The sequence below is a fragment of the Hymenobacter swuensis DY53 genome, assembly GCF_000576555.1.
Classification (GTDB): domain Bacteria; phylum Bacteroidota; class Bacteroidia; order Cytophagales; family Hymenobacteraceae; genus Hymenobacter; species Hymenobacter swuensis.
In genome coordinates this window covers 559,566-579,654 of sequence record NZ_CP007145.1, presented here as the reverse complement: position 1 = coordinate 579,654, position 20,089 = coordinate 559,566, and the positions used below count along the sequence as shown (strand labels likewise).

Genomic DNA, 20,089 nt, shown 5'->3' with positions numbered 1-20,089 from the left:
ATTTTCCGGGCTTTCCTCCTGTCTGGCGGGCTTTTGACAGGCCGTAAAAAGGCGTTTTCGGCAGCTTGGCGAGGTTTTGCGTAAGCTTGCGCAAAAATTGGTACGGAGTATGCAAACAGCCTTTCCCGAACCAGTAATCCTTCGCCACAACCTCTTCTTACCCTCCGATATGAAACGCCCCGTACTGCTCGCACTAGCTGCCATGCTCCTCTCCTTCTCGGCCGCGCAGGCGCAGACCAAGGTCAAGACCAAAACCAAGGCAGCTAATGGCACCGAAATCAAAACCAAGTCGGATGTAGAGCCGGTGACGCTGAACGGTCCCATCAAGCGGGTGGAAACGCTGTCGGGTATTGATGTATTCCCGGCCTCGGGCGGCCAGAGCATCATGCTCAGCTTCACCCAGCAGTTTACCAAGCCCGGCACGCTGGTGATGACCAACTACAAGAAGCAGCCCATTTACACGATGGAGCTTGACCCGCAGAACAACACCGGCGCGCCCGTGGACCTGGGCCGCATTCCGGCTGGCACGTATTTGATTGAGGCGAAAACCGGCAACTACGTGTACTGGAAGAAGGTAAGTATCAAATACCCAACGGTAGCTACCACAAAAAAACGCCGCTAAGTTGTCATTCCGAACGAAGAGAGGAATCTAGGTTTATCAACAAGACGCAAATTCTGATTTCTCACTTCGTTCAGAATGATACATATAAGGCTCCGGAGTCGTTACGGCTTCGGAGCTTTGCATTTTCCCTGTCGGCCCCGGTTGCGGGCCGCACCTTACCTTGCCGCTGTTATGAAAACTCTCGCTCGTTTTGGCCGACTGCTGCCGCTGGTGCTGGCCGTGTTGCTGCTGGCCGCCTTTGCTGGCCCTAAGCTGAAGAAAACCGCCATTGGCAAGAACATCACCATCGGGGTGCCCGAAGGCTTCGCGGCCCTTCCCGATGACGGTATTGCGGCCAAGTTTCCCTCGCCCCGCAAGCCGCTGGCCGTGTTCACCAACCCCAGCGGCCGCACCGATCTGAGCGTGCAGCAGAAGCCCAGCACCTTCAGCAACCGGGATTACGCCCTGCTGCTGAAAATCTACAAGGCCAGCATTCAGAATATGTACGGCAAGGTGCAGTTCCTGCAGGAAGATATCCGGACGGTAAATAAGCGCGACTTCGTGGTGCTGGAATTCGTGTCGTCGGTGGTGGATAACCGCCGGGGCAGCAACCTGGCCCCGGTGCGCAAGTACCAGTTCGTGCAATACGCCATTGAGGGCGACCAGCTTTACGTATTCACCTTCACGGCCCCCGCCGACGAGCAGGCCCAGTGGCAACCCACCGCCCAAGCCGTGATGAGCAGCATTATGATGAAGTAGAACGTCATTCCGAGCTTGCCGAGGAATCTCGCGTGCTGATGCATGAATAGTTTCTACAACTTCAGCATACGAGATTCCTCGACTTCGCTCCGACACTGGCTTGATGCGCCACATGCTCTGAATGACGTTTTCGCATCAACCCTTACCTTAAAAAATGACCCTTTCCCTGTATTCCGACGAGCAGTACATGCAGGAGGCGCTGAAGCAGGCGCGGTATGCGTTTGAGGAGGAGGAAATTCCGATTGGAGCCGTGGTAGTGCTGAATAAACGCATCATTGCCCGCGCTTACAACCAGACTGAGAAGCTGCAGGACGTCACGGCCCACGCCGAAATGCTGGCCCTCACGGCGGCGGCCAACCACCTCGGCAACAAATATTTGCAGGAATGCACCCTCTACGTGACGGTGGAGCCCTGCGTGATGTGCGCCGGGGCTACGGCCTGGGCGCAGGTGCGCCGGGTGGTGTACGGTGCGGCCGAGCCGAAATTCGGGTACCGCCGCCACGGTCAACTGCTGCACCCCCGGGCCGAAGTAGTCAGCGGCATTCTGGCGCAGGAGAGTGAAAGCCTGATGCGGGAGTTCTTCGCCCAAAAGCGGAAATAGGCTACTTTTGGCCGCCACCGCAACCCTACGCGGGTTCCGGTGGTTTTACTGTCAGTCTGTACCTGCAAAGGTCAACAGCAGCTTACCTTTCCTTCACCCAACTAACCTCTCCTTACGATGGCTTTCGAACTGCCCCAACTGCCCTACGCCTACGATGCCCTGGAGCCGCACATTGATGCGCAAACCATGGAAATCCACCACGGCAAGCACCATCAGGCCTACGTTACTAACCTCAACAACGCCGTAGCCGGCACTGAATTGGAAGGCAAGAGTCTGGAAGATTTGCTGCAGAACATTGCCTCGGCTCCGGCAGCCGTACGCAACAACGGCGGTGGCCATTGGAACCACTCCTTTTTCTGGCAGATTCTGGGCCCCAACGGTGGTGGTACCCCCACCGGCGCTGTCGGCGAAGCCATCAACCAGGCATTCGGCAGCTACGAGAAATTCAAGGAGGAATTCACCAAGGCTGCTACTACCCGTTTCGGCTCGGGCTGGGCGTGGCTGTGCAAGCAGGCCGACGGCTCGGTACAAATCTGCTCCACGCCTAACCAGGATAATCCCCTCATGCCCGACACCGGCTGCAAAGGTACTCCGGTACTGGGCCTCGACGTGTGGGAGCACGCCTACTACCTCAAGTATCAGAACCGTCGCCCCGATTACATTGCCGCCTTCTTCAACCTCATCAACTGGGACGAAGTAAACAAGCGTTTCGCGGACGCCGCGTAACCTTCAGGTAATACTATTGCACTTGCGAAAAGCCCCCCTGGCCCCGGCCGGAGGGGCTTTTTTGGGGTTTATACCCCGGACCGGTCCGATGGGGCGGCGGCGGCGGCGAATTTTCACCGCAGAGAATTCTTGTATCTTTAGGATTCAAATTGTGTTCCCCCCACTTTCCTCACCAGTAGTTGCATGAGTACCAAGCTGCGTCTCACTATTCTGAGCTTTTTACAGTTTTTCATCTGGGGCTCGTGGCTGATAACCATCGGGGCGTACTGGTTTCAGACCAAACAGTGGTCGGGCGCGCAGTTCGGGGCCATCTTCTCCACCATGGGCATTGCCTCCATCTTCATGCCTTCCATCATGGGGATTATTGCCGATAAGTATGTGAATGCCGAAAAACTCTACGGTATCCTGCATATTCTAGGTGGGGCGGTGCTGTGCACGGTTCCCCTAGTGACGGACCCAGGCACCTTCTTCTGGGTGATTCTGCTGAACATGATTTTCTACATGCCCACGCTGGCCCTCAGCATTGCCGTATCGTACTCAGTGTTGAAGCGGCAGGGCCTGGATGTAGTGAAGGACTACCCGCCCATTCGGGTGTGGGGTACCATCGGCTTCATTGTGGCCATGTGGACGGTGAGCTTATTGGGCTTCGAGAAATCGGCTAACCAGTTTTACGTAGCCGCCGCCGCCGCTTTTGCGCTGGGCATCTATTCATTTACGCTGCCCGCCTGCCCGCCTCCGGCTAAAGACACGCCCAGCCGCTCGCTAATAGATGTATTGGGCCTGAAGTCGTTTGCGTTGTTGCGCGACACCAAAATGCTCACCTTCTTCCTGTTTGCCCTGCTGCTGGGAGCCGCTCTACAGCTTACCAACGCCTACGGCGACACCTTCCTGCACGATTTCGACAAAGTGCCAGCCTACCAAGACACGTTTGCCGTGAAGTACCCGGCCATCATTATGTCCATCTCGCAGGTATCGGAAACGCTGTTCATTCTGGCTATTCCGTTCTTTTTACGCCGCTTTGGCATCAAGCAGGTGATGCTGTTCAGTATGATTGCGTGGGTGTTACGTTTTGGCCTGCTGGCTTTCGGCACTCCCGACCAGCCCGGCATCTGGCTGATTGTCCTGTCCTGCATTGTGTACGGCATGGCTTTCGACTTCTTCAATATCTCTGGCTCGCTGTTCGTGGAAACCCAGACGGCCTCGTCTATCCGCGCTAGTGCCCAGGGCTTGTTCATGATGATGACCAACGGTTTTGGCGCCGTGCTGGGCAGTTCCGTTAGCGGTATCGTCATCGAGCAGTACTTTACCGCCGCCGATGGCGTAACCAAGGACTGGCACGGCATCTGGCTGACGTTTGCGGCCTATGCACTGGTTATTGCTGTGCTGTTCGTCTTCCTCTTCAAGCACAAGCACACCACTCAGGAAGTAACCGAATCGGAGCACATAGAGCCCCTGCTTAGCGCAGAGCCCGTCTAAATCACGGACTCAGACGGATTGGCCGGATTTTGTGGACGACCCGTTTTTCGGATTCAAGCATAACTTTAAGCAATAAAAAAGCCTCGCACTGATGCGAGGCTTTTTTATTGCTTCTAATGACAAATCAAACGGTAGTGCGGTTTTCAATCGTCTATAAAATCCGACTAATCCGCCTGAGTCCATGATTTAGAATTGCTCGTCGGCGGTGAAATAGAAGTCACCTTCGATTTTGGCGTTTTCATCGGAATCGGAGCCGTGTACGGCGTTGGCTTCGATGCTCTTGGCGTACTTCTTCCGGATGGTGCCTTCGGCGGCCTGGGCGGGGTTGGTAGCACCAATCAGGGTGCGGAAGTCAGCTACGGCGTTATCCTTCTCGAGGATAGCGGCCACGATGGGGCCCGACGACATGTACTTCACCAAGTCCTGGTAGAAGGGGCGCTCCTTGTGTACTTCGTAGAACTGGCCGGCACGCTCGGGAGTCAGCTGCACTTTTTTCAGGGCAACGATGCGGAAGCCACCTTCCTCAATCATGCTCAGGATACCACCAATGTGGTTGTCCTGGGTAGCATCGGGCTTAATCATCGTAAACGTGCGGTTCGTGGCCATGGGCTTGGTATGGTTAGTTGAAATGAATTCAGTTACTACGCAAACGGCAGGCGTTTGCGGCCGCAAAAGTACGGAATGAAATGATGGAATGAGTTGCTGGTGTAGAAATGCCGAAATTAGATACGGCATTTTTCCAGCAGCATACACCCCCACGGGTAGTATCGTACCCATATTCAACTCCATATTTCTCATATTTTCTGCCTCCCGGAACGTTTTGCCCGGTAACCGGCCTTGTCCTCACCTATGCCCTGCCTGCACCTTTCCGAAGGGCGTGTTGTTGAAACCCAGAATATTTCCGACTTTTGCCGCCTTTGTACGCGGCCTAACCGACCGAAATTCAGTCACCTACCCCGTAGGCAATGTCCACAATATCTGAGCTGAAGGAGCTGCTTGCGCACCCCCGACAGATTTTCATCACCACCCACCACAAGCCCGATGCTGACGCCCTGGGCTCGTCCCTGGGCTTGGCCGGCTACCTCCGCAAGAAGGGCCACAGCGTTACGGTGGTTACCCCATCCGACTACCCCGATTTCCTGGCCTGGATGCCCGGTAACGAGGAAGTAGTGGTATACGAGCCCCGCCAGAACGACGCCCAAGTGCGTGACATCATTGCGCGGGCCGAAGTGCTCTTCTGCCTTGATTTCAGCTGTCTGGGCCGCATCAATGAGCTGGGCGATTACGTGCGGGAAGCCAAGGGTACCAAGGTCCTCATCGACCACCACCAGGAGCCCGAGGATTTCGCGCAGCTGGACTACTCCAATCCCAAAGCTGCCGCCACGGCCGAGCTGGTGTTTGAAGTAATCCGCGACCTGGGCGACCAGGACCTGATTGACACCGGCATCGGGGAGTGCCTCTACGCCGGCATCATGACGGATACCGGCTCGTTTCGCCACCCCAGCACCTCGCGCAACGTGCACCTGATTATTGCCGAGCTGCTGAACGCGGGCATCAATCTCTCCGATGTGCACCGCCGCATCTACGACTCGCACTCAGAGGAGCGGCTGCGCTTTCTGGGCTTCGTGCTGAAGGATAAGCTCACGGTGCTGCGCGAGTATAACACGGCCTACATTGCTATTACGGCCGACGAGTTGCGCCAGTACAACTCTAAAACCGGCGATACGGAAGGGCTGGTGAACTTTGCGCTCAGCATTGAGGGAATCGTGTTTGCCGCCATTCTCATTGACCGGGTACAGGCCGTGAAGATTTCCTTCCGTTCGGTGGGTGACTTCTCAGTCAGCGAGTTTTCGCGCCGCAATTTCAATGGCGGCGGCCACCATAATGCCGCTGGTGGCATCAGCTATGACTCCCTCAGCAGCACCGTAGAGCGGTTTCTGAGCTTGCTTCCTGCTTATCAGGCGCAGCTGGTTACGGCCCCGTTGGCGCCGGTAGCACCATCGGTATAATTCGGTGTAACTTGGCCGCTCATTCTGTTTGTACACACGATAACCCTTTCATGCTCCTTAAACGCAACCTTCTGAGCCTGGCCCTCGCAGCCGGCGTTCTGGGCCTCGCCTCCTGCAACAAAGGCGGTGAATTCAGCAAGACCAAATCGGGAATTGAATACAAAGTATTCAAGAGCAACGGCAAGAGCTACGATGCCCGCGAAATCAGTGCCGATGGTGACGCGACCTACAAGGAGCGCATCGGCAAGATTATGGCGCTGCACGTAGAGTACCGCACGGGCAAGGATTCGATTCTGTTCAACTCGCGTAAGCAGCAGATGGGCTTCCCGGTTCGGGTACCGCTCGATACCGTACGGGCAGCTCAGAAAGGCGGTCTGGAAGAAGCCATCAGCCTGTTGCAGCCCGGCGACTCAGCCGTGTTCCGTTTCAACGTGGACACCATTTTCGCCAAGTCGTTCCGTCAGCCGGTGCCGCCGTTCATGCAGAAGGCTGGTAAAACCATGACCATGTACGTGAAGGTGGCCAAGGTGCAGACCCGCGACGAGGCCATGGCCGACGTACAGAAAATGCAGGGCGAGCAGCAGCAGAAGATGAAGGAGCACGCCGATCAGCAGTTGAAAGCCGACGACGTGAAGCTGCAGGAGTACATCAAGAAGAACAACCTGACGGCCCAGAAGGACCCTTCGGGCGTGTATTACGTGGTGACTTCGGCTGGTACCGGCCCTAAGCCCAAAGCCGGCCAGATTGTAGCTGTGCAGTACAAAGGCACTTTGCTGGAAAACGGTAAGGAGTTCGACTCCTCAGCCAAAGGCAACGGCGGCAAGCCCATCGAATTCCCGATTGGCGTAGGCCAGGTGATTCCGGGCTGGGATAAGGCAATTCCGATGCTCAACAAGGGCTCGAAAGCGGTACTCCTAATTCCATCGTCGCTGGCTTACGGGCAGCGTGGTGCCGGAGCCGACATTCCGGCCGATGCCATCCTGCGCTTCGACGTGGAACTGGTGGACGTGAAGAACGCGCCGCCGCAGCCCGCCGGCCAGCCTGGCCAGCCTAACGCGGCTGATATCCAGCGCCAGATTGAGGAAATGCAGCGTCAGCAGCAGGGCAAATAATTGCCGACGCCCGCTCGTTTTCCAGTAACGACATAAAAGCCCCCGGTCCGGTGCAACCGGGCCGGGGGCTTTTGGCTCTTCTACTCAGCACATTTACTTTTCTGCTTATGCTCTTTTCTCTTTTCCGTCGTTCGGGCAGTTGGCTGGTTCTGTGCCTGCTGGTACTGGGGAACCTGGTTTCGGCCTGCCAGAAAACCGACATCCCGGAAGACAACACCGATTACGTTCAGCGGGATGAGGACCTGATCAAGGCCTACATCAAGGATAACGGACTGGCCGGCTTCCAACGGCAACCTTCGGGCCTGTACGTGGCCATTACCCAGCCGGGTACCGGTGCCCTGCCCACGTCTGGTCAGAACGTGTCGGCGCTGTATACCGGCCTTACCCTGGACAACCGCGTTTTTGATTCCGCTACCAACCCCAACCAGCCTTTTTCCTTCCCGCTGGGCCAGGGCAAAGTTATTCAGGGCTGGGACCTGGGCTTTGCGCTATTACCGGTAGGCTCGAAAGCCATCCTGCTCATTCCTTCCGGCCTAGCTTACGGCAAAATGGCCGTGGGTCCGCTGCCTGCCCACTCGGTGCTCCGCTTCGATGTGGAAGTGCTGAAAGTTCAGTAAGTGCTGGCTTCTTTTTTCTCTGTATCTGCCATGAAATTCCGCTTTTCCCTTTTCTCTTTTCTGCTGCTGGGCCTGCTCACGCTACTAGCTGCCTGCGAAAAAGATGATACCGAGGCCACACCTGACTACACGGCGCAGGACGACGCCACCATTCAGCAGTACATCAAAGACAAAAGCCTGACCGGCTTCCAGAAGGATACACTGGGGGTGTACATTGCCGTTACGCAGCCCGGCACCGGTGCTAAAGCCAAGAAGAATCAGGTGGTGAAAGTGCTGTATACCGGCACGCTGCTGGATGGAACTGTGTTCGATAGCAACCTCACGACGCTCGGATTTCCCTTCATGTTGGGCCAGGGGCGCGTTATCAGTGGCTGGGACGCGGCATTTACCCGCTTAAATAAAGGGTCAAAGGCCATTCTGCTGATTCCTTCGGCGCAGGCGTACGGGCAGACGGGTGGCGGCACCATCCCGCCTAATTCGGTGCTGCGCTTCGATGTGGAGGTAGTTGATATTAAGTAACTTTACTTGGCGGCTGCAACCGGCTGCTCCCGTAATCATGAAGAAATTTTCTCCCGTTCTGCTTCTGTTGGCGTTGCTGCTGACGGGGGCCTCTTCTCTTACCGGCTGTAACGGCTCCGACACTATTTTTGAGCAGCAAGAGAAAATAGTAGAAGAGCAGAAAAAAACGGACGATACCGCCATCCAGGCCTACCTCACCCGTAACAACCTGACCAATTACAGCCGCTTGGAATCGGGGATTTACCTGATTCCTATTACGGAGGGGCCCACTGCCAATCCGCTGATTAAAGCCGGCCAGAAAGTGACCACCAACTACGTGGGCCGCTTTATCGGAACGAGTAACGACGGATTGGTTTTTGATGCCTCCAGCAATAATCACACGGCCTGTGGCTGCTTCGGCTTTATCAATGGTCAGTCAGGCATCATCCCCGGCTGGAGCCAGGCTACGCTGCAAATGCGTAAGGGCGACAGAAAGCTGATTCTTATTCCTTCTTACCTGGCCTACGGTGTATCCGGATTTGGCTCGATTCCGGCTAATACTCCGCTGCTGTTTGACATGGAGATTCTGAATGTAGAGTAGGCACAGCGTGAGAGCAACGGCTGTCTGGAAGTTACTGGTAGCGTTAAGCGGCCTGCCGATGGCGAGCCAGGCGCAGCGCGTACTAACCACGGTAGTACCAGCCGCTTCCGACAGCCTCCTCACCCGCGCTACTACTACGGCTTCGGGCCTGCGCTACACGGTCCGCCAGACGGGCACCGGGGCGCGCCCGCAGGCCGGCGACCGGGTGGTGGTGCATTACACTGGCTTTCTGGCTACCGACGGGCACATTTTTGACACCTCCGTGCAGCAGGGCGGCCCGCTCAAAGTGAAGGCCGGCCGGGGCGTAGTTATCAAAGGGTTCGATGAGGCATTGCTGCTGCTCCCCGAAGGCAGCCGGGCCCGCGTCTGGATTCCGGCGGCACTAGCTTACGGTGCCAAAGGCCGCCTCGACCCCGATGATGAAACGGAAAAGCGCTACCTCATTCCCCCCAACTCAGATTTGATATTCGAGCTGGAAGTGCTGAAAGTAAAATGACACTGTGGCCCGTCGGCATTTGCCGGTGGGCCGCTTTGCTTATCGGCAGCCTCAGAAAACCGGCTTATCTTGTTGGCCTTAACTACCGTTGCTTATGCTTTTTGCTGCCCGCCTCCAGCTTGCCATACCTGCCCTGCTGGCTGCTGCCGGTCTGATGTCGTTTCAGGGCGACCCGACGCCGTTTAACCGCCTCAGCTCCGGACTGGAATACCGGATTTACCACCTGGAAAACGGCCGCTACGTACTACGCCCAGCTCTGCCCACCAGCGGCGACGCCACGTATGCCGCCCGAATCGGTAAAATCATGAGCCTGCACATGCAGTTCCGCACGGCCCAGGACTCGGTGCTGATGCATTCCCGCCGCCAGAACCGCAACCAACCCGTGCGCGTGCCGCTGGATACGGTGCGGCGTCAACAGCATGGCACAGTGGAAGAAGCCTTGTCCTTGCTCCAGCCCGGCGACTCCGGTGTATTTCGCCTGAACGTGGATACCGTGTTTCTGAAGTCTTTCCGCCAGCCGGTTCCGCCCTTCATCCGCAGGGCCGGCTCTACGCTTACGGTGCTAGCCAAGGCCGAGAAAATCCAGACGCAGGAAGAAGCCGTGCAGGAGGCGCAGCAGGCCCAGCTGAAGGCTCAGGCCGAAGCCAAAAAACAGGCAGCCGGCCTAGCTCTGAAAGAAGATGCCAGTATTCTGGCTTACCTCAAGCAAAACAAGCTGAAAGGAATAAAGGCCCCCGGCGGGGTGTACTACGTCATCACAAAAGCGGGTATCGGAGCCAAACCCAAAACCGGGCAGGTAGTATCGGTGCTGTACACCGGCATGCTGCTCAACGGAAAAGTGTTCGATGCCTCGTCGCGCAACGGGAACAAGCCCATTGAGTTTCCGCTGGGTCAGGGCCAGGTAATTCCGGGCTGGGACCAGGGTATTGCCCTGCTTCCGAAAGGCTCGAAAGCCATTTTGCTGATTCCTTCCGCCCTGGCATACGGTCCTCGGGGAGCCGGGGCCGACATTCCGGCCAATAGCATTCTGCGTTTCAATGTGGAGCTGGTGGGCGTGAAGTAGAAATGATGAGGAATGGATTGGCAACACTATTTGAGTCCTGCCAATTCATCCCTCATCATTCACCTTACAGCTCTGCCAACACCTCTGATAGCACGGCCAGAGAGCGAATATCCCCGAGGTGTTCAACGTGGAGCTGGTAGTAGCGGATTAATACCCCCAGCAGCTCCCGGCGCACCCGGCCGTTGGGCACGGCTGCCATTGCGGGGCGGTGCAGCAGGTCGTCGAAATGCTGCTCAAACTCCTGAAACCGCAGGGCCGTGGGACTATGCCCGGCGGCCGTATTGGGCGCTTCCGAGGCAAAGGCCACCTGCGAGGTAATCTGCTCACCGGTTTCGGGGCCGAAGCCGAGGTAGTGGCTCAGGCGCAGCAGAAACTCCAGCGCGAAGTTCTCGAAGCCTTCTTCCTGCCGGTCGAAGGCCAGTACCGAATCGTGCAGAAAGGTAAATAACGGCTCGTTTTCCTCCTCTTCCAGCAGCACCCGCCCCACCACTTCCGACAGAAACAGCGCAATGCTGCTCTTCCGCACATCATACGGCAGCGTCCGGAACGGCTCCGCACACCGGAATTCCGAGAGCCGGGTAAGGCCGCCGCTCCGGGAAGTGTACGCCACCAGATCCAGCAGCGTAAAGGGCTGGAACAATGCAATGCGCCCGGGCGGCTTGGCTTTGCGCACCCCGTTCACCACGTAGCTCTGCAGACCCAGACGCTCTGTATAAATCCGGGCAATGATGCTGGTTTCGCGGTAGCGCATGTAGTTGAGCACGATACCCCGGGTTTTGATCAGCATAAGAGGAAAGTTGAATCAGAAATGGAAGCAGTAACACCGCCGATATAGCCGACAGCCCAGTGCAGCTACGGAAAGAAAGACTCTGCTTAACAGCCCGCACTGCCGTTTAATTCGCTTCCCTCCTACCGTTCTACTACGGCCACTTTGCTCACACAGCCGTTTTTGCCGTCTGCATCCGAAGACAGCACTAGGTAGACTCCGGATTGCACCCGGCGGCCGTTGTAGTCGGTCAGGTTCCAGGTAACGGTGCCGCCGTTGGCCCGGGTCTGATACACGAGCTTGCCGGTTACGTCCGTTATTTTGACGGGCGCATTGTTGGCCAGCCCCGCAATACCCACTTGGCCCGTAAAATCGGTCCGGACTGGGTTGGGAAACACTTTGGCGCAGCTGGGCTTACCCTCCGTTACCGTGGCGTCGCCACGGTAGGCCACCACGCCCGCGTCCGTCACCACGAATACTTCACCGGTTTTGTCGTTCACCTCCACGTCCACAATCTGGTCGGAAGGCAGCGGGCTGTTGTCGGTGGTGAAATGCTGCAGCGCTTCGTCGGCGTCGGCACTGAAGAGCCATAACCCTCGGTCGGTGCCAAACCATTTGCGGTTGCCGCCATCCACGGCAATAGCCCGAATCCGCTCGTTGAGCAGCGTAGGAAACCCGGCCCCAGCCCCACGCCGCACGTACGGCACCCGAAAAGTCAGGTCCAGAGTGCTTTCAAAGGCACTGAGCGGGTCGTTGAACACAACCGGGCCTTTGTTGGTCGCCACCCATATATCCCCTGTACGGTCCTTCACCACGTCGTTTACAATATCCGCGAAGCTCAGGGAGGAATTATCGGGGCCGAACGCCTGCGAGTAATAGCGGGTGGCCTTGGTTTCCGGGTTGTAGGCCACCATGTTCACCCCGCTCCGGCGGCTGCCAGCGGCCCACATATTGCCCGCGTTGTCCAGCACCAGCCGCTCCAGATTCTCACTGCCGCTGAAGTAGTCGATGATCTGCCAGCTATTCGCCATCGGGTCGAAGATGAATACGCCCGGCTGCCCGGCAATCTGGTGGCGGTTAATCACCCACACCTTCCCGGCCGCATCGGTGGTCAGGTCGGTTACGCGGGTAAAAGTGGGGTTGGCAATAGCACTGCGTAACGGGTTGGGCAGGTTGGTAGTTGGATTGAACAACCGGAAGTCGCCTACGCCTTTCCACTCCAACAGCCCGTTGCCGTAGCTGGCCACGTACAGCGTACCATCCGGGGTGCGGGTACCGCGCACTACGTCCTTCGGATTGGGGTACTGCGCCGGACTGGGCTGGGTAGCGGGCGTAAAATTGGTCCAACGGCCATCGGCATACTCAAAGAACCCCCGGTAGAAATCCTGCTGCAGATAATTCTCGCCATAGCCGCCGGTGAAGATGTTCACCTTCCCGGAGCGGCCATCAGCCAGCACGCTGAAAGCTTGGGCCGTAGCCGGCGCGTTGGTCAGGAACTGTTCGGCCTGCACCCCATCGGTGGTTTTCAGCAGCCCATTGGCGTAATCGGCCAGGAAATACGTGCCGCCTCTGGCCCGCACAGCCGCCTGCGGATTGGTTAGCAGGGCAGGCCGCAGTACCAGGCTGGTAGTGCCGGTGGTAAGGTTCAGAACGGATACTTTGTTGTTGTCGGTGATAAGCAAACCAGCCCGGGAAGGGGTAAGCTGCCGGAACTGCACGTTCGTGGGCGAGCCAGTTACCGTCTGCCAGCCACTGCCGGCCACGTACGCCACCAGCCGGTCGCCGTTGATACCGGCCACCACGCGGCCATCCTGCACGGCTAGCGTGCGGTAGGGGTTACCGGCGCGGGCCGGCAGGTCGGTTGTCCAGTTGCGGTAGTCCAGGGGGTTGCCGCTGAGGTTCGCCCGCATCAGGCCGTTGGAAGTTGCCGCGAAAAGTATGCCGTTGGCTACGGCCGTGGCAAACACCTGCACCACCGTACCGCCCGGCCCGATATTGGTGTACGAATCCCGGATTTCCAGCCGGGCCAGATCCACTACCACAATCCCGAAACTGCACGCCAGATACGCCCGGCGGCTATTGATGTGGATGCTGTTAATGGTTTTGGTACCGCTGATTTCCTTGCGGGCAATATCGTTGAGGTTCGTAATGCCACCTTTCAGCTTCAACACATCCAGATTGGCACTGCGGTAGGCTACCACTACCTGTTGGCTCAGCGAGTCATAAGCCAAAGCACTGACACCCACATCGTTGAGCCCATCGCGACGCGACAACAGCTGGGTAGTATTCAGTTCCTTGTCGAAGTAGAAGAAAGCGTCTTCGGTGGCCACGTACACCCGGTTGCTTACATCGGCCAGGGCTTTGGCCTGGGTAGTGGGCAGGTGTAGCTGCCAGTCGCCATAGCCGGCGGTAGACTGGGCCTCAACCCCAGTGGCAGTCAGCAGAAAAGCCGCGAGGCAGGCCCCCCGGAACAAGCGTAACACTGGAATCATCGGCAAGAAGTGGCGGCAGACGCGGTGAAGTGGCAAGATAACGCCGCCGGCCGGGGTTTAGTGCGGCTCGGGTGTGCGCTTAGGTACGGGCAACTTTCTCGGCTGTCGACTCCGGGTGCTTTTCCTTCATGCCTTCCTGAAAACAAACCCGGCAGCGTGCTTCATAGGCATCGGTTTCGCCCAGCAGAATCTTGTCTTCGGAAGCCGTGACGCGAAAGGAATACGTGGCCAACTCGCCGCAACAGACACAAATGGCGTGCACCTTGGTCACGAACTCAGCTACGGCCATCAAAGCCGGCATGGGGCCGAAAGGCTGGCCCTGGAAATCCATATCGAGGCCCGCTACAATCACGCGAGTGCCCCGATTGGCCAGCTGCACGCACACTTCCACCAACGACTCATCGAAGAACTGGGCCTCATCCACCCCGATAACGTCGCAACCGGCGGCCAGCAGCAGCATTTCCTGAGCCACGGGCACGGGCGTGGAGCGGATGCTGTTCTGGTTGTGCGACACCACGTCCTCGGCATGGTAGCGGGTATCAAGAGCCGGCTTGAAGATTTCGACCCGCTGCCGGGCAATTTTAGCCCGGTTCAGCCGCCGGATCAGTTCCTCCGTTTTGCCCGAAAACATGGAGCCGCACACGACTTCAATCCAGCCCCGGCGAGCAATGCCCGAGCCCGTAATTACGCGGGGTTCAATGAACACAATCGGTGAATTAGTGAATTAGAGACTGGAAGCGGCTACCGGCCAAGCCAGGCATAACCGGTAATCGAAGTTACAACTTTACCCCCGGCCGGCCGCATCGGCCAGCGCACTTCGGGCGCACAGCTCAGGCAATCAGAAGCATAAACTACCTATTGCGTGTACTGTACATGCGGCAGCTGCGTAGCGCGGGGCACGCGGGCCGTTACCGTACCAGCCGGTAACCGGGCCTGGCAGGTCAGGCGCTCGTCGGGCAGGAGGCGGCCTGCTTCCCGGTAGCGCAACTCGGCGGAGGTAAGGGGCGTTAGGAGGTCGAGCCCATGGCTGACCTGCACCCGGCAGGTGGTGCAACGCCCCCGGGCCCCGCAGGCGTGCAGCCAGTCGTGGCCGGCTGTTTGCAGGGCAGCCAGCAGGGTGCTCCCCGAAGGCACGAAAATGGCGTCGGAGGGCAGATTTTCAATTAGCAGCGTGGGCATTTTCCCTAACTTGCCCGCTCGAATCAGGCTTTCCATGAAGACCAAATATAGCCACGCCAAGCGTGAACAATACGGCCGCCTGCTGGCGGCGCTGCTCTGCGACCAGTACTTTGGAGCCCGCCCCACGGCCACCCTCGATGGGCCGGCGGTGTTGCGCTTTACGCCCATTCGGCAGGTAAACCTGTTTGTGGTGCAACAGCTGCTGGGCAAGTGGACCGCCGAAATGGCCCAGCTGCGCAGTCCCTACTTCGATTTTGAGGATGCCGATGTGCGCCAGGCCCTCACCCAGTTTATGAACGTGCTGTCCCGGCGCATCAAGCTGAGCCGCCCGGCTTTTGAGCCCTTACTGGCCGAAGCCATTACCGATACGCTGACTGGTAGCCTGGACCCTGCTGATACTTTTACGCGCAAACTGCTGGGCGAGCCGACGGCCTGCACGCCGGAGCAATTGCGCGAATCTCTGCGCTACCTTGATGTGAACAAACCGGTGTTTGAGAGCTTCCTCGACACGCTGCCGGCCGGCCAGGAGCAGGAACGCGACTACCTGGTAAGCCGCTTCCGGCTGCACCAGGAAGCCTGCCAGGCCCAGCTGCAGCCGGTGCTGCTGGTAGTGGAGCAGTTCAATGTATTATTGCCTATCACCGAAGACGACCTGTATGAGCTGGCTCCACAGACCGAGCCGGAGCGGGCTGCTCCTGCCGCCAGCCCCGCTCCTGCAGCTCCGGTAGCAGCAGCCACAGCAACATCTGCCCCGGCTCCTGAGCCGGCTGCTATAGCTGCGCCGCCTGTTCCAGTAGCTCAGCCTGAGCCAAAGCCTGCGCCGGTTGTTGCGGAGGCAGCCCAGCCCGCAGCAGACCTGGCCGGTGCCGGGTCGTTGTACGAAAAGCTCAGGGCGGAACAGTCGGCGGCCCCTACGCTGAGCGAAACTCTACGCCAGGACCGTACGGCCACACTGGCCGATAAGGCCCCGAAAGTAGAGTCGTTGCGGGAAGCCATTTCCATCAACCAGCGGTTCAGCTTTATCAACGAGCTATTCAATGGGGAAAATATGGAGTATCATGCTGCCATTCAGCACCTCGACACGCTGCCCAGCCCGGATATTGCCAAACGTTACGTGAACGAGGATCTGACCAACAAATACCAGTGGGTGCGCAAGGAAGAGCACGTTAATAAGCTGCTCAAGCTCATCGACCGGAAATTTGGGGCGTAGCCCCTGTTTGACGGGCAAATTGCTTTTATTAAATAACGGCTGGCCGGCATCTTGCGGGCCAGCCGTTCCGGTTTCCTGCGGTTACTTTGCGGCTATGCCCTCTCCTGCCCTCTCCCTGCGCTGGCCCCGGTGGCTACTCGTGTATCTGCTGGCCCTGGGCCTGGTAGCCGGCCCGGCCTATACCATGTACGTGCATTACGATTTCTCGCATTCGCTCGACACGCGCAGCTATCTGCGCATGGCCCGGGGCGAATTTGAGGGGGTCAATATCACGCGGCGTTACCGGGTGCTAGTGCCCGCCGCTGCCGCCGTGGTAGCTTGGCCGCTGGAGCAGGTATACGCGCATATGTGGCCCCAGCGCGCAGCAAGTGAATGGCCGCTTCGACTGGGGTTTTACGCCGTAAACAGCCTGTTGATGGCAGCTGTGGGGCTTTTGCTCTTCCGCACCTGCCTGCTATACGGGGCCTCGCCGACGGCGGCGGCTCTGGCCGTAGCAGCCGTGCTTACTAGCCGCTGGGCCGTGTATATGAGCGGTTTGCCCTTGGTAGACAGTCTGTATCTGCTGGTGTTTGCGCTGGCGTTCTACGGAGCCCGTAGCAACTCGGAGGTGGCGGTGGCGGCAGCACTGGTTCTGGGGTTTCAGGCCAAAGAGTCGGCGGTATTTCTGGTGCCGTGGCTGTGGGTATACGGGCGCACGGCGCTGCGCTGGCCGGGGCAGCTGGGCTGGCTGGCAGCAGGCGGCGGCGCTGCGCTGGCCGTCCGCTTCTGGATTGACAACCGCCTGGGTGCTCCCCCCGCAGCCAGCCTCCAGAATGCCCTGGCCCACTTCGAAAACCTTACCTATTCCATTCAGCGACTGTTTTCCGTGAAAGGAGCCGGCGAAATCTTCAGCATTTTCGGCTTTTTCAGTCTGCTTCTGCTAGTGGGCCTGCGCAGCCAAGCGGCGCGGCGGCAATGGCTTCCCCTGCTGGGCTGGCGCGGCGGCTGGCTTGTGCTTATCGTTGCCGTGCATATGCTGCTGTCGGGCGACCTGGGGCGGATGGGCTACCTCGCGGCCCCGGTTTTTGTGGTAGCCGTAGCCGTTATCCTGACTCAGGATCCACTGTTTAGTTGGCTTTCGGAGCCGGGCTTAGTGGCAGAACAGCCCGGGGCCCACCGCTAAGCCCGGCTCCGGCAGCAGCCAGCAACAGCGGCAGTACCGGCACCGCGAAGCGCGCCGCCCCCAGTGGGCCCGTCAGGAGAGCCACGTAACTCACCAGCCCCAACAGTAGCAGCCGTGACGGCCACGCGTACAGATGCCCGGCGCAAAACCGGATAATCAGCCCCAGCCTCACTGCAGCAGCCAGCAATAACAGCAGCAGACTGCTTAACACGCCCCAGGGCATCTGATGCAGGTAGTGGATGACAGCGGGGGCACTACGCTGGTTAAAGAGCTGCAGCAGGCCCTGGTCAGCAGTTTGCGGAACATCCAGAAAGTGTACCAGATCGAAGCGGCCAGGGTCGAGAAAAAAGGTCACTACACCGCGCAGATGCTGCGCGGCGTAAGCAACCGGGTGACGCGCCAGGGCAGCTATGCTCACTTGCTGAATATGCTGCTGCTGCGCCCGAAACGTGGGCAGCCCGTGAGTAGCGGCCAAGGTACCCCGCACAAACTCTTCGGCAGCTACCGGGCCCTCAGTAGTCTGCAAAACGCCACGTACGTTGTAGCGAAGCAGGTTTATCTCGGCAATGCTGGAGAAATGGAAGTAGCCGGTACGGGCCTCGTTGCGGGCCATCCAGAGGCCGGCCACCAGCAACGGCACAGTCCCGGCCAGCACCAGCCAGGCACGGCGTTGTCGCCAGCCAGCCAGTCCACTCATTAGCACCAACACGCCCGCAAACGGAAAGAACACCGGCTTGAGGAGCAGCGCCACCGCCGTGGCGGCAGCGGCCAGTAACAGCGGAAGCATCTTTTGCCCGGTAGTCCAGAACGCATCCAGACTCAGCCACAGAACCACTACGGCAGTCTGCAGCAGCATTTCGCTCATCAGTACATTGGCGTAGATGAACTGCCCCGGCCCAGCCGCTGCTAACAGCAGCACGGCCAGCCATTGCCGGGGCGGTAGCCCGCCCGTCAGACGCGCCAGCCACCGTAGGGCCAACCCCAGATTCAGCAGGCTCAGCAGGTTTTGCAGCAGCAGCGTCAGCCAGGGAAAGTCCGAGCCAGTCCCACCGGTCAGCAGCAGAAATACCGGGTAGCCGGGCGGCCGGATAGAATACTCCTGCGGCTGGAGCGGGGTTTCCTGGAATGGCAGCGCGTACAGCACACCCACCTCGCGCAGGTTACGAGCCGCTTGCACATAGCGGTCCGAATCGGGAAATAGGTACGTGTGGTGGCGCAGCTGCCAGCTCAGCGCCAGCAGGTGGAGCACTACCAGCCCGGCCCATACCCAGCGCGGAATGCGGGGCTCCTTCTGCCGTGCCGGGTGCCTGTCAGCTGTCATGCCGCAAAGAAACGGGGTAATGGATGGAGTGGATATACTGTCCTCCCTAATACCGCTCCAGATCCTGTTTGCGGTAGGCATCAATGGCCAGCAGAATAAACAACAGGGTGGTAAACGACCAGAGTGAGGACCCGCCGTAGCTGAAGAACGGCAACGGAATGCCCACCACCGGCGCCAGCCCGATAGTCATGCCGATGTTCACGCAGAAGTGGAAGAAGATAATACTGGCCACGCAATAGCCGTAGGTACGCCCGAATACCGATTTTTGCCGCTCGGCCACGTACAGGATGCGGCCCAGCAGCGTCATAAACAGGATAATTGTTACCATCGTGCCAGCCCAGCCCCACTCCTCGCCCACGGTGCAGAAGATAAAGTCGGTGCTCTGTTCGGGCACGAAATCGAACTTGGTCTGGGTGCCCTGCAAAAAGCCTTTGCCCGCGAAACCACCCGAGCCGATGGCAATTTTCGACTGCGTGACGTTCCAGCCCACGCCCAATGGGTCGGCGGAGGGGTTGATGAGAATTTCGATGCGCTTGCGCTGGTGAGGCTGCAGCACGTTGTTGAAGAAGAAATCTACCCCGAACACCATCCCAATCACCACCGCCCACACGCTCAGCGACAAGGGCAAATGGTGCCGCCAGAGCTTAGAGTTAAAGGCGAAGACTATCCCCAGAATTAAGGTAAATGCTCCCACCAGCCACAGCTTAGGCACCAGCAGCGCCAGGATGAGAATGGCCCCGGCGGCGGCCAGAATCAGCAGAATCAGGGGCGACATACCCTCCCGGAAGTAGGCCAGCAGAAACGCTCCGAATACCAGCGCCTGCCCGGTTTCATTGGCAGCAATGATGAGCAGCGGTGGCAACAGCGTAAGGCCCGCCAGCACCAGTTGGTCGCGAAAATTCTGCTGACGCAGGTTGATGCCTGCCATATAGCGTGAGGCGGCCAGGGCCGTAATGAACTTGGCAAACTCGGCGGGTTGCAGGCGCACCGGCCCCAGTTCCAGCCAGGAGCGGGAACCGGCAATAGGCCGGGCAATAAACGGCGTGACAATCAGTAGCAGAATCATGCCCCCGTAGAGCACAAAGGCAAACGTGTCGTAGGCCTTGGAATCAATGACGACCAGCACCACGATGAGCACCACGGCCGTCCCGATCCACAGAATCTGCTTGAACCAGTTGAAGGCCATCAGTTCCTGGAAACTCAGCGTGCTGAGGACATTATCCGGCGCATCGGGCGAGTAGCTGGCCGCGTACACGTTGAGCCAGCCCACACCTACCATCAGCAGGTAAATGAGCACCGTAACCCAGTCGATGCTGCGGCTGTAACGTGCGGGAGAAGTGGACATAAGAGAAGCATGTCATTCTGAGCGGAGCGAAGAATCCGGGTTACCTATCAGAGGC

General features: G+C 58.5%; 21 protein-coding genes. 14 read left to right on the top strand and 7 right to left on the bottom strand.

Features of this window, described 5'->3' with window-relative positions:
• The first annotated feature begins 169 nt into the window (after positions 1-169).
• The 5 genes from HSW_RS03975 (at position 170) to HSW_RS03955 (ending at position 4,163) form a co-directional block, all read left to right on the top strand.
• Entirely contained in the window at positions 170-622 is a 453-nt protein-coding gene (locus tag HSW_RS03975; protein WP_155832809.1) for a hypothetical protein, read from the top strand.
• Positions 623-793: 171 nt separating this feature from the next.
• Positions 794-1,360, top strand: coding sequence for a hypothetical protein (locus HSW_RS03970; RefSeq protein ID WP_044000912.1), 567 nt, complete (start codon positions 794-796; stop codon positions 1,358-1,360).
• Positions 1,361-1,514: 154 nt separating this feature from the next.
• Positions 1,515-1,961 carry a nucleoside deaminase gene (locus HSW_RS03965; RefSeq protein ID WP_197031937.1) on the top strand — a complete coding sequence of 149 codons (447 nt, stop codon included), beginning with the start codon at positions 1,515-1,517 and terminating at the stop codon, positions 1,959-1,961.
• Positions 1,962-2,078: 117 nt separating this feature from the next.
• A complete protein-coding gene (locus tag HSW_RS03960) occupies positions 2,079-2,687 on the top strand; it encodes a superoxide dismutase (protein ID WP_044000911.1) in 609 nt (202 codons plus the stop codon).
• A gap of 183 nt (positions 2,688-2,870) precedes the next feature.
• Complete coding sequence (locus HSW_RS03955) at positions 2,871-4,163, top strand: nucleoside permease (RefSeq protein ID WP_044000910.1); 1,293 nt, start codon at positions 2,871-2,873, stop codon at positions 4,161-4,163.
• A gap of 186 nt (positions 4,164-4,349) precedes the next feature.
• On the opposite strand, the gene HSW_RS03950 is transcribed toward HSW_RS03955, so the two are convergent.
• Positions 4,350-4,769: a nucleoside-diphosphate kinase gene (locus tag HSW_RS03950; protein WP_044000909.1), complete on the bottom strand. Its 420-nt coding sequence runs from the start codon at positions 4,767-4,769 to the stop codon at positions 4,350-4,352.
• 359 nt (positions 4,770-5,128) lie between these two features.
• Between HSW_RS03950 and HSW_RS03945 the strand changes: the two genes are divergently transcribed.
• The 7 genes from HSW_RS03945 (at position 5,129) to HSW_RS03915 (ending at position 10,559) form a co-directional block, all read left to right on the top strand.
• Positions 5,129-6,172 carry a DHH family phosphoesterase gene (locus HSW_RS03945; protein WP_044000908.1) on the top strand — a complete coding sequence of 348 codons (1,044 nt, stop codon included), beginning with the start codon at positions 5,129-5,131 and terminating at the stop codon, positions 6,170-6,172.
• A 50-nt stretch (positions 6,173-6,222) separates the two neighbouring features.
• Positions 6,223-7,284 (top strand): FKBP-type peptidyl-prolyl cis-trans isomerase, encoded by a 1,062-nt coding sequence (locus HSW_RS03940; RefSeq protein ID WP_052346091.1) that lies wholly within the window; start codon positions 6,223-6,225, stop codon positions 7,282-7,284.
• 107 nt (positions 7,285-7,391) lie between these two features.
• The gene (locus tag HSW_RS03935) at positions 7,392-7,901 is read left to right on the top strand and encodes an FKBP-type peptidyl-prolyl cis-trans isomerase (protein WP_071883058.1); all 510 of its coding nucleotides are present in this window, start codon (positions 7,392-7,394) and stop codon (positions 7,899-7,901) included.
• A 30-nt stretch (positions 7,902-7,931) separates the two neighbouring features.
• Positions 7,932-8,420, top strand: coding sequence for an FKBP-type peptidyl-prolyl cis-trans isomerase (locus tag HSW_RS03930; protein WP_052346090.1), 489 nt, complete (start codon positions 7,932-7,934; stop codon positions 8,418-8,420).
• Positions 8,421-8,457: 37 nt separating this feature from the next.
• A complete protein-coding gene (locus tag HSW_RS03925; protein ID WP_052346089.1) occupies positions 8,458-9,000 on the top strand; it encodes an FKBP-type peptidyl-prolyl cis-trans isomerase in 543 nt (180 codons plus the stop codon).
• 58 nt (positions 9,001-9,058) lie between these two features.
• Positions 9,059-9,496: an FKBP-type peptidyl-prolyl cis-trans isomerase gene (locus HSW_RS03920; protein ID WP_052346088.1), complete on the top strand. Its 438-nt coding sequence runs from the start codon at positions 9,059-9,061 to the stop codon at positions 9,494-9,496.
• A 94-nt stretch (positions 9,497-9,590) separates the two neighbouring features.
• Positions 9,591-10,559, top strand: coding sequence for an FKBP-type peptidyl-prolyl cis-trans isomerase (locus HSW_RS03915; protein ID WP_052346087.1), 969 nt, complete (start codon positions 9,591-9,593; stop codon positions 10,557-10,559).
• A 64-nt stretch (positions 10,560-10,623) separates the two neighbouring features.
• On the opposite strand, the gene recO is transcribed toward HSW_RS03915, so the two are convergent.
• The 4 genes from recO to HSW_RS03895 all read right to left on the bottom strand — a co-directional run bounded on the left by recO (position 10,624) and on the right by HSW_RS03895 (position 14,996).
• Positions 10,624-11,346 carry a DNA repair protein RecO gene (gene recO, locus HSW_RS03910; protein WP_044000907.1) on the bottom strand — a complete coding sequence of 241 codons (723 nt, stop codon included), beginning with the start codon at positions 11,344-11,346 and terminating at the stop codon, positions 10,624-10,626.
• 122 nt (positions 11,347-11,468) lie between these two features.
• Positions 11,469-13,817 (bottom strand): type IX secretion system anionic LPS delivery protein PorZ, encoded by a 2,349-nt coding sequence (gene porZ / locus HSW_RS03905; protein WP_044000906.1) that lies wholly within the window; start codon positions 13,815-13,817, stop codon positions 11,469-11,471.
• Between the two features lie 79 nt (positions 13,818-13,896).
• The gene (locus tag HSW_RS03900) at positions 13,897-14,523 is read right to left on the bottom strand and encodes a thymidine kinase (RefSeq protein WP_044000905.1); all 627 of its coding nucleotides are present in this window, start codon (positions 14,521-14,523) and stop codon (positions 13,897-13,899) included.
• Between the two features lie 149 nt (positions 14,524-14,672).
• Positions 14,673-14,996: a 2Fe-2S iron-sulfur cluster-binding protein gene (locus tag HSW_RS03895; RefSeq protein ID WP_044004086.1), complete on the bottom strand. Its 324-nt coding sequence runs from the start codon at positions 14,994-14,996 to the stop codon at positions 14,673-14,675.
• 34 nt (positions 14,997-15,030) lie between these two features.
• On the opposite strand from HSW_RS03895, the gene HSW_RS03890 reads away from it, so the two are divergent.
• Both HSW_RS03890 and HSW_RS22480 read left to right on the top strand, forming a co-directional pair.
• Positions 15,031-16,206 carry a hypothetical protein gene (locus tag HSW_RS03890; protein WP_044000904.1) on the top strand — a complete coding sequence of 392 codons (1,176 nt, stop codon included), beginning with the start codon at positions 15,031-15,033 and terminating at the stop codon, positions 16,204-16,206.
• Positions 16,207-16,300: 94 nt separating this feature from the next.
• Positions 16,301-17,368, top strand: a complete 1,068-nt coding sequence (locus tag HSW_RS22480; protein WP_052346086.1) for a hypothetical protein — start codon at positions 16,301-16,303, stop codon at positions 17,366-17,368.
• On the opposite strand, the gene HSW_RS03880 is transcribed toward HSW_RS22480, so the two are convergent.
• Together HSW_RS03880 and rodA are read right to left on the bottom strand one after the other, a co-directional pair.
• Complete coding sequence (locus tag HSW_RS03880; RefSeq protein ID WP_044000903.1) at positions 17,313-18,689, bottom strand: hypothetical protein; 1,377 nt, start codon at positions 18,687-18,689, stop codon at positions 17,313-17,315. The two genes, HSW_RS22480 and HSW_RS03880, sit on opposite strands and share 56 nt — an antisense overlap.
• A 46-nt stretch (positions 18,690-18,735) precedes the next feature.
• Positions 18,736-20,034, bottom strand: a complete 1,299-nt coding sequence (gene rodA, locus HSW_RS03875) for a rod shape-determining protein RodA (RefSeq protein ID WP_044000902.1) — start codon at positions 20,032-20,034, stop codon at positions 18,736-18,738.
• Between the last annotated feature and the right edge of the window lie 55 nt (positions 20,035-20,089).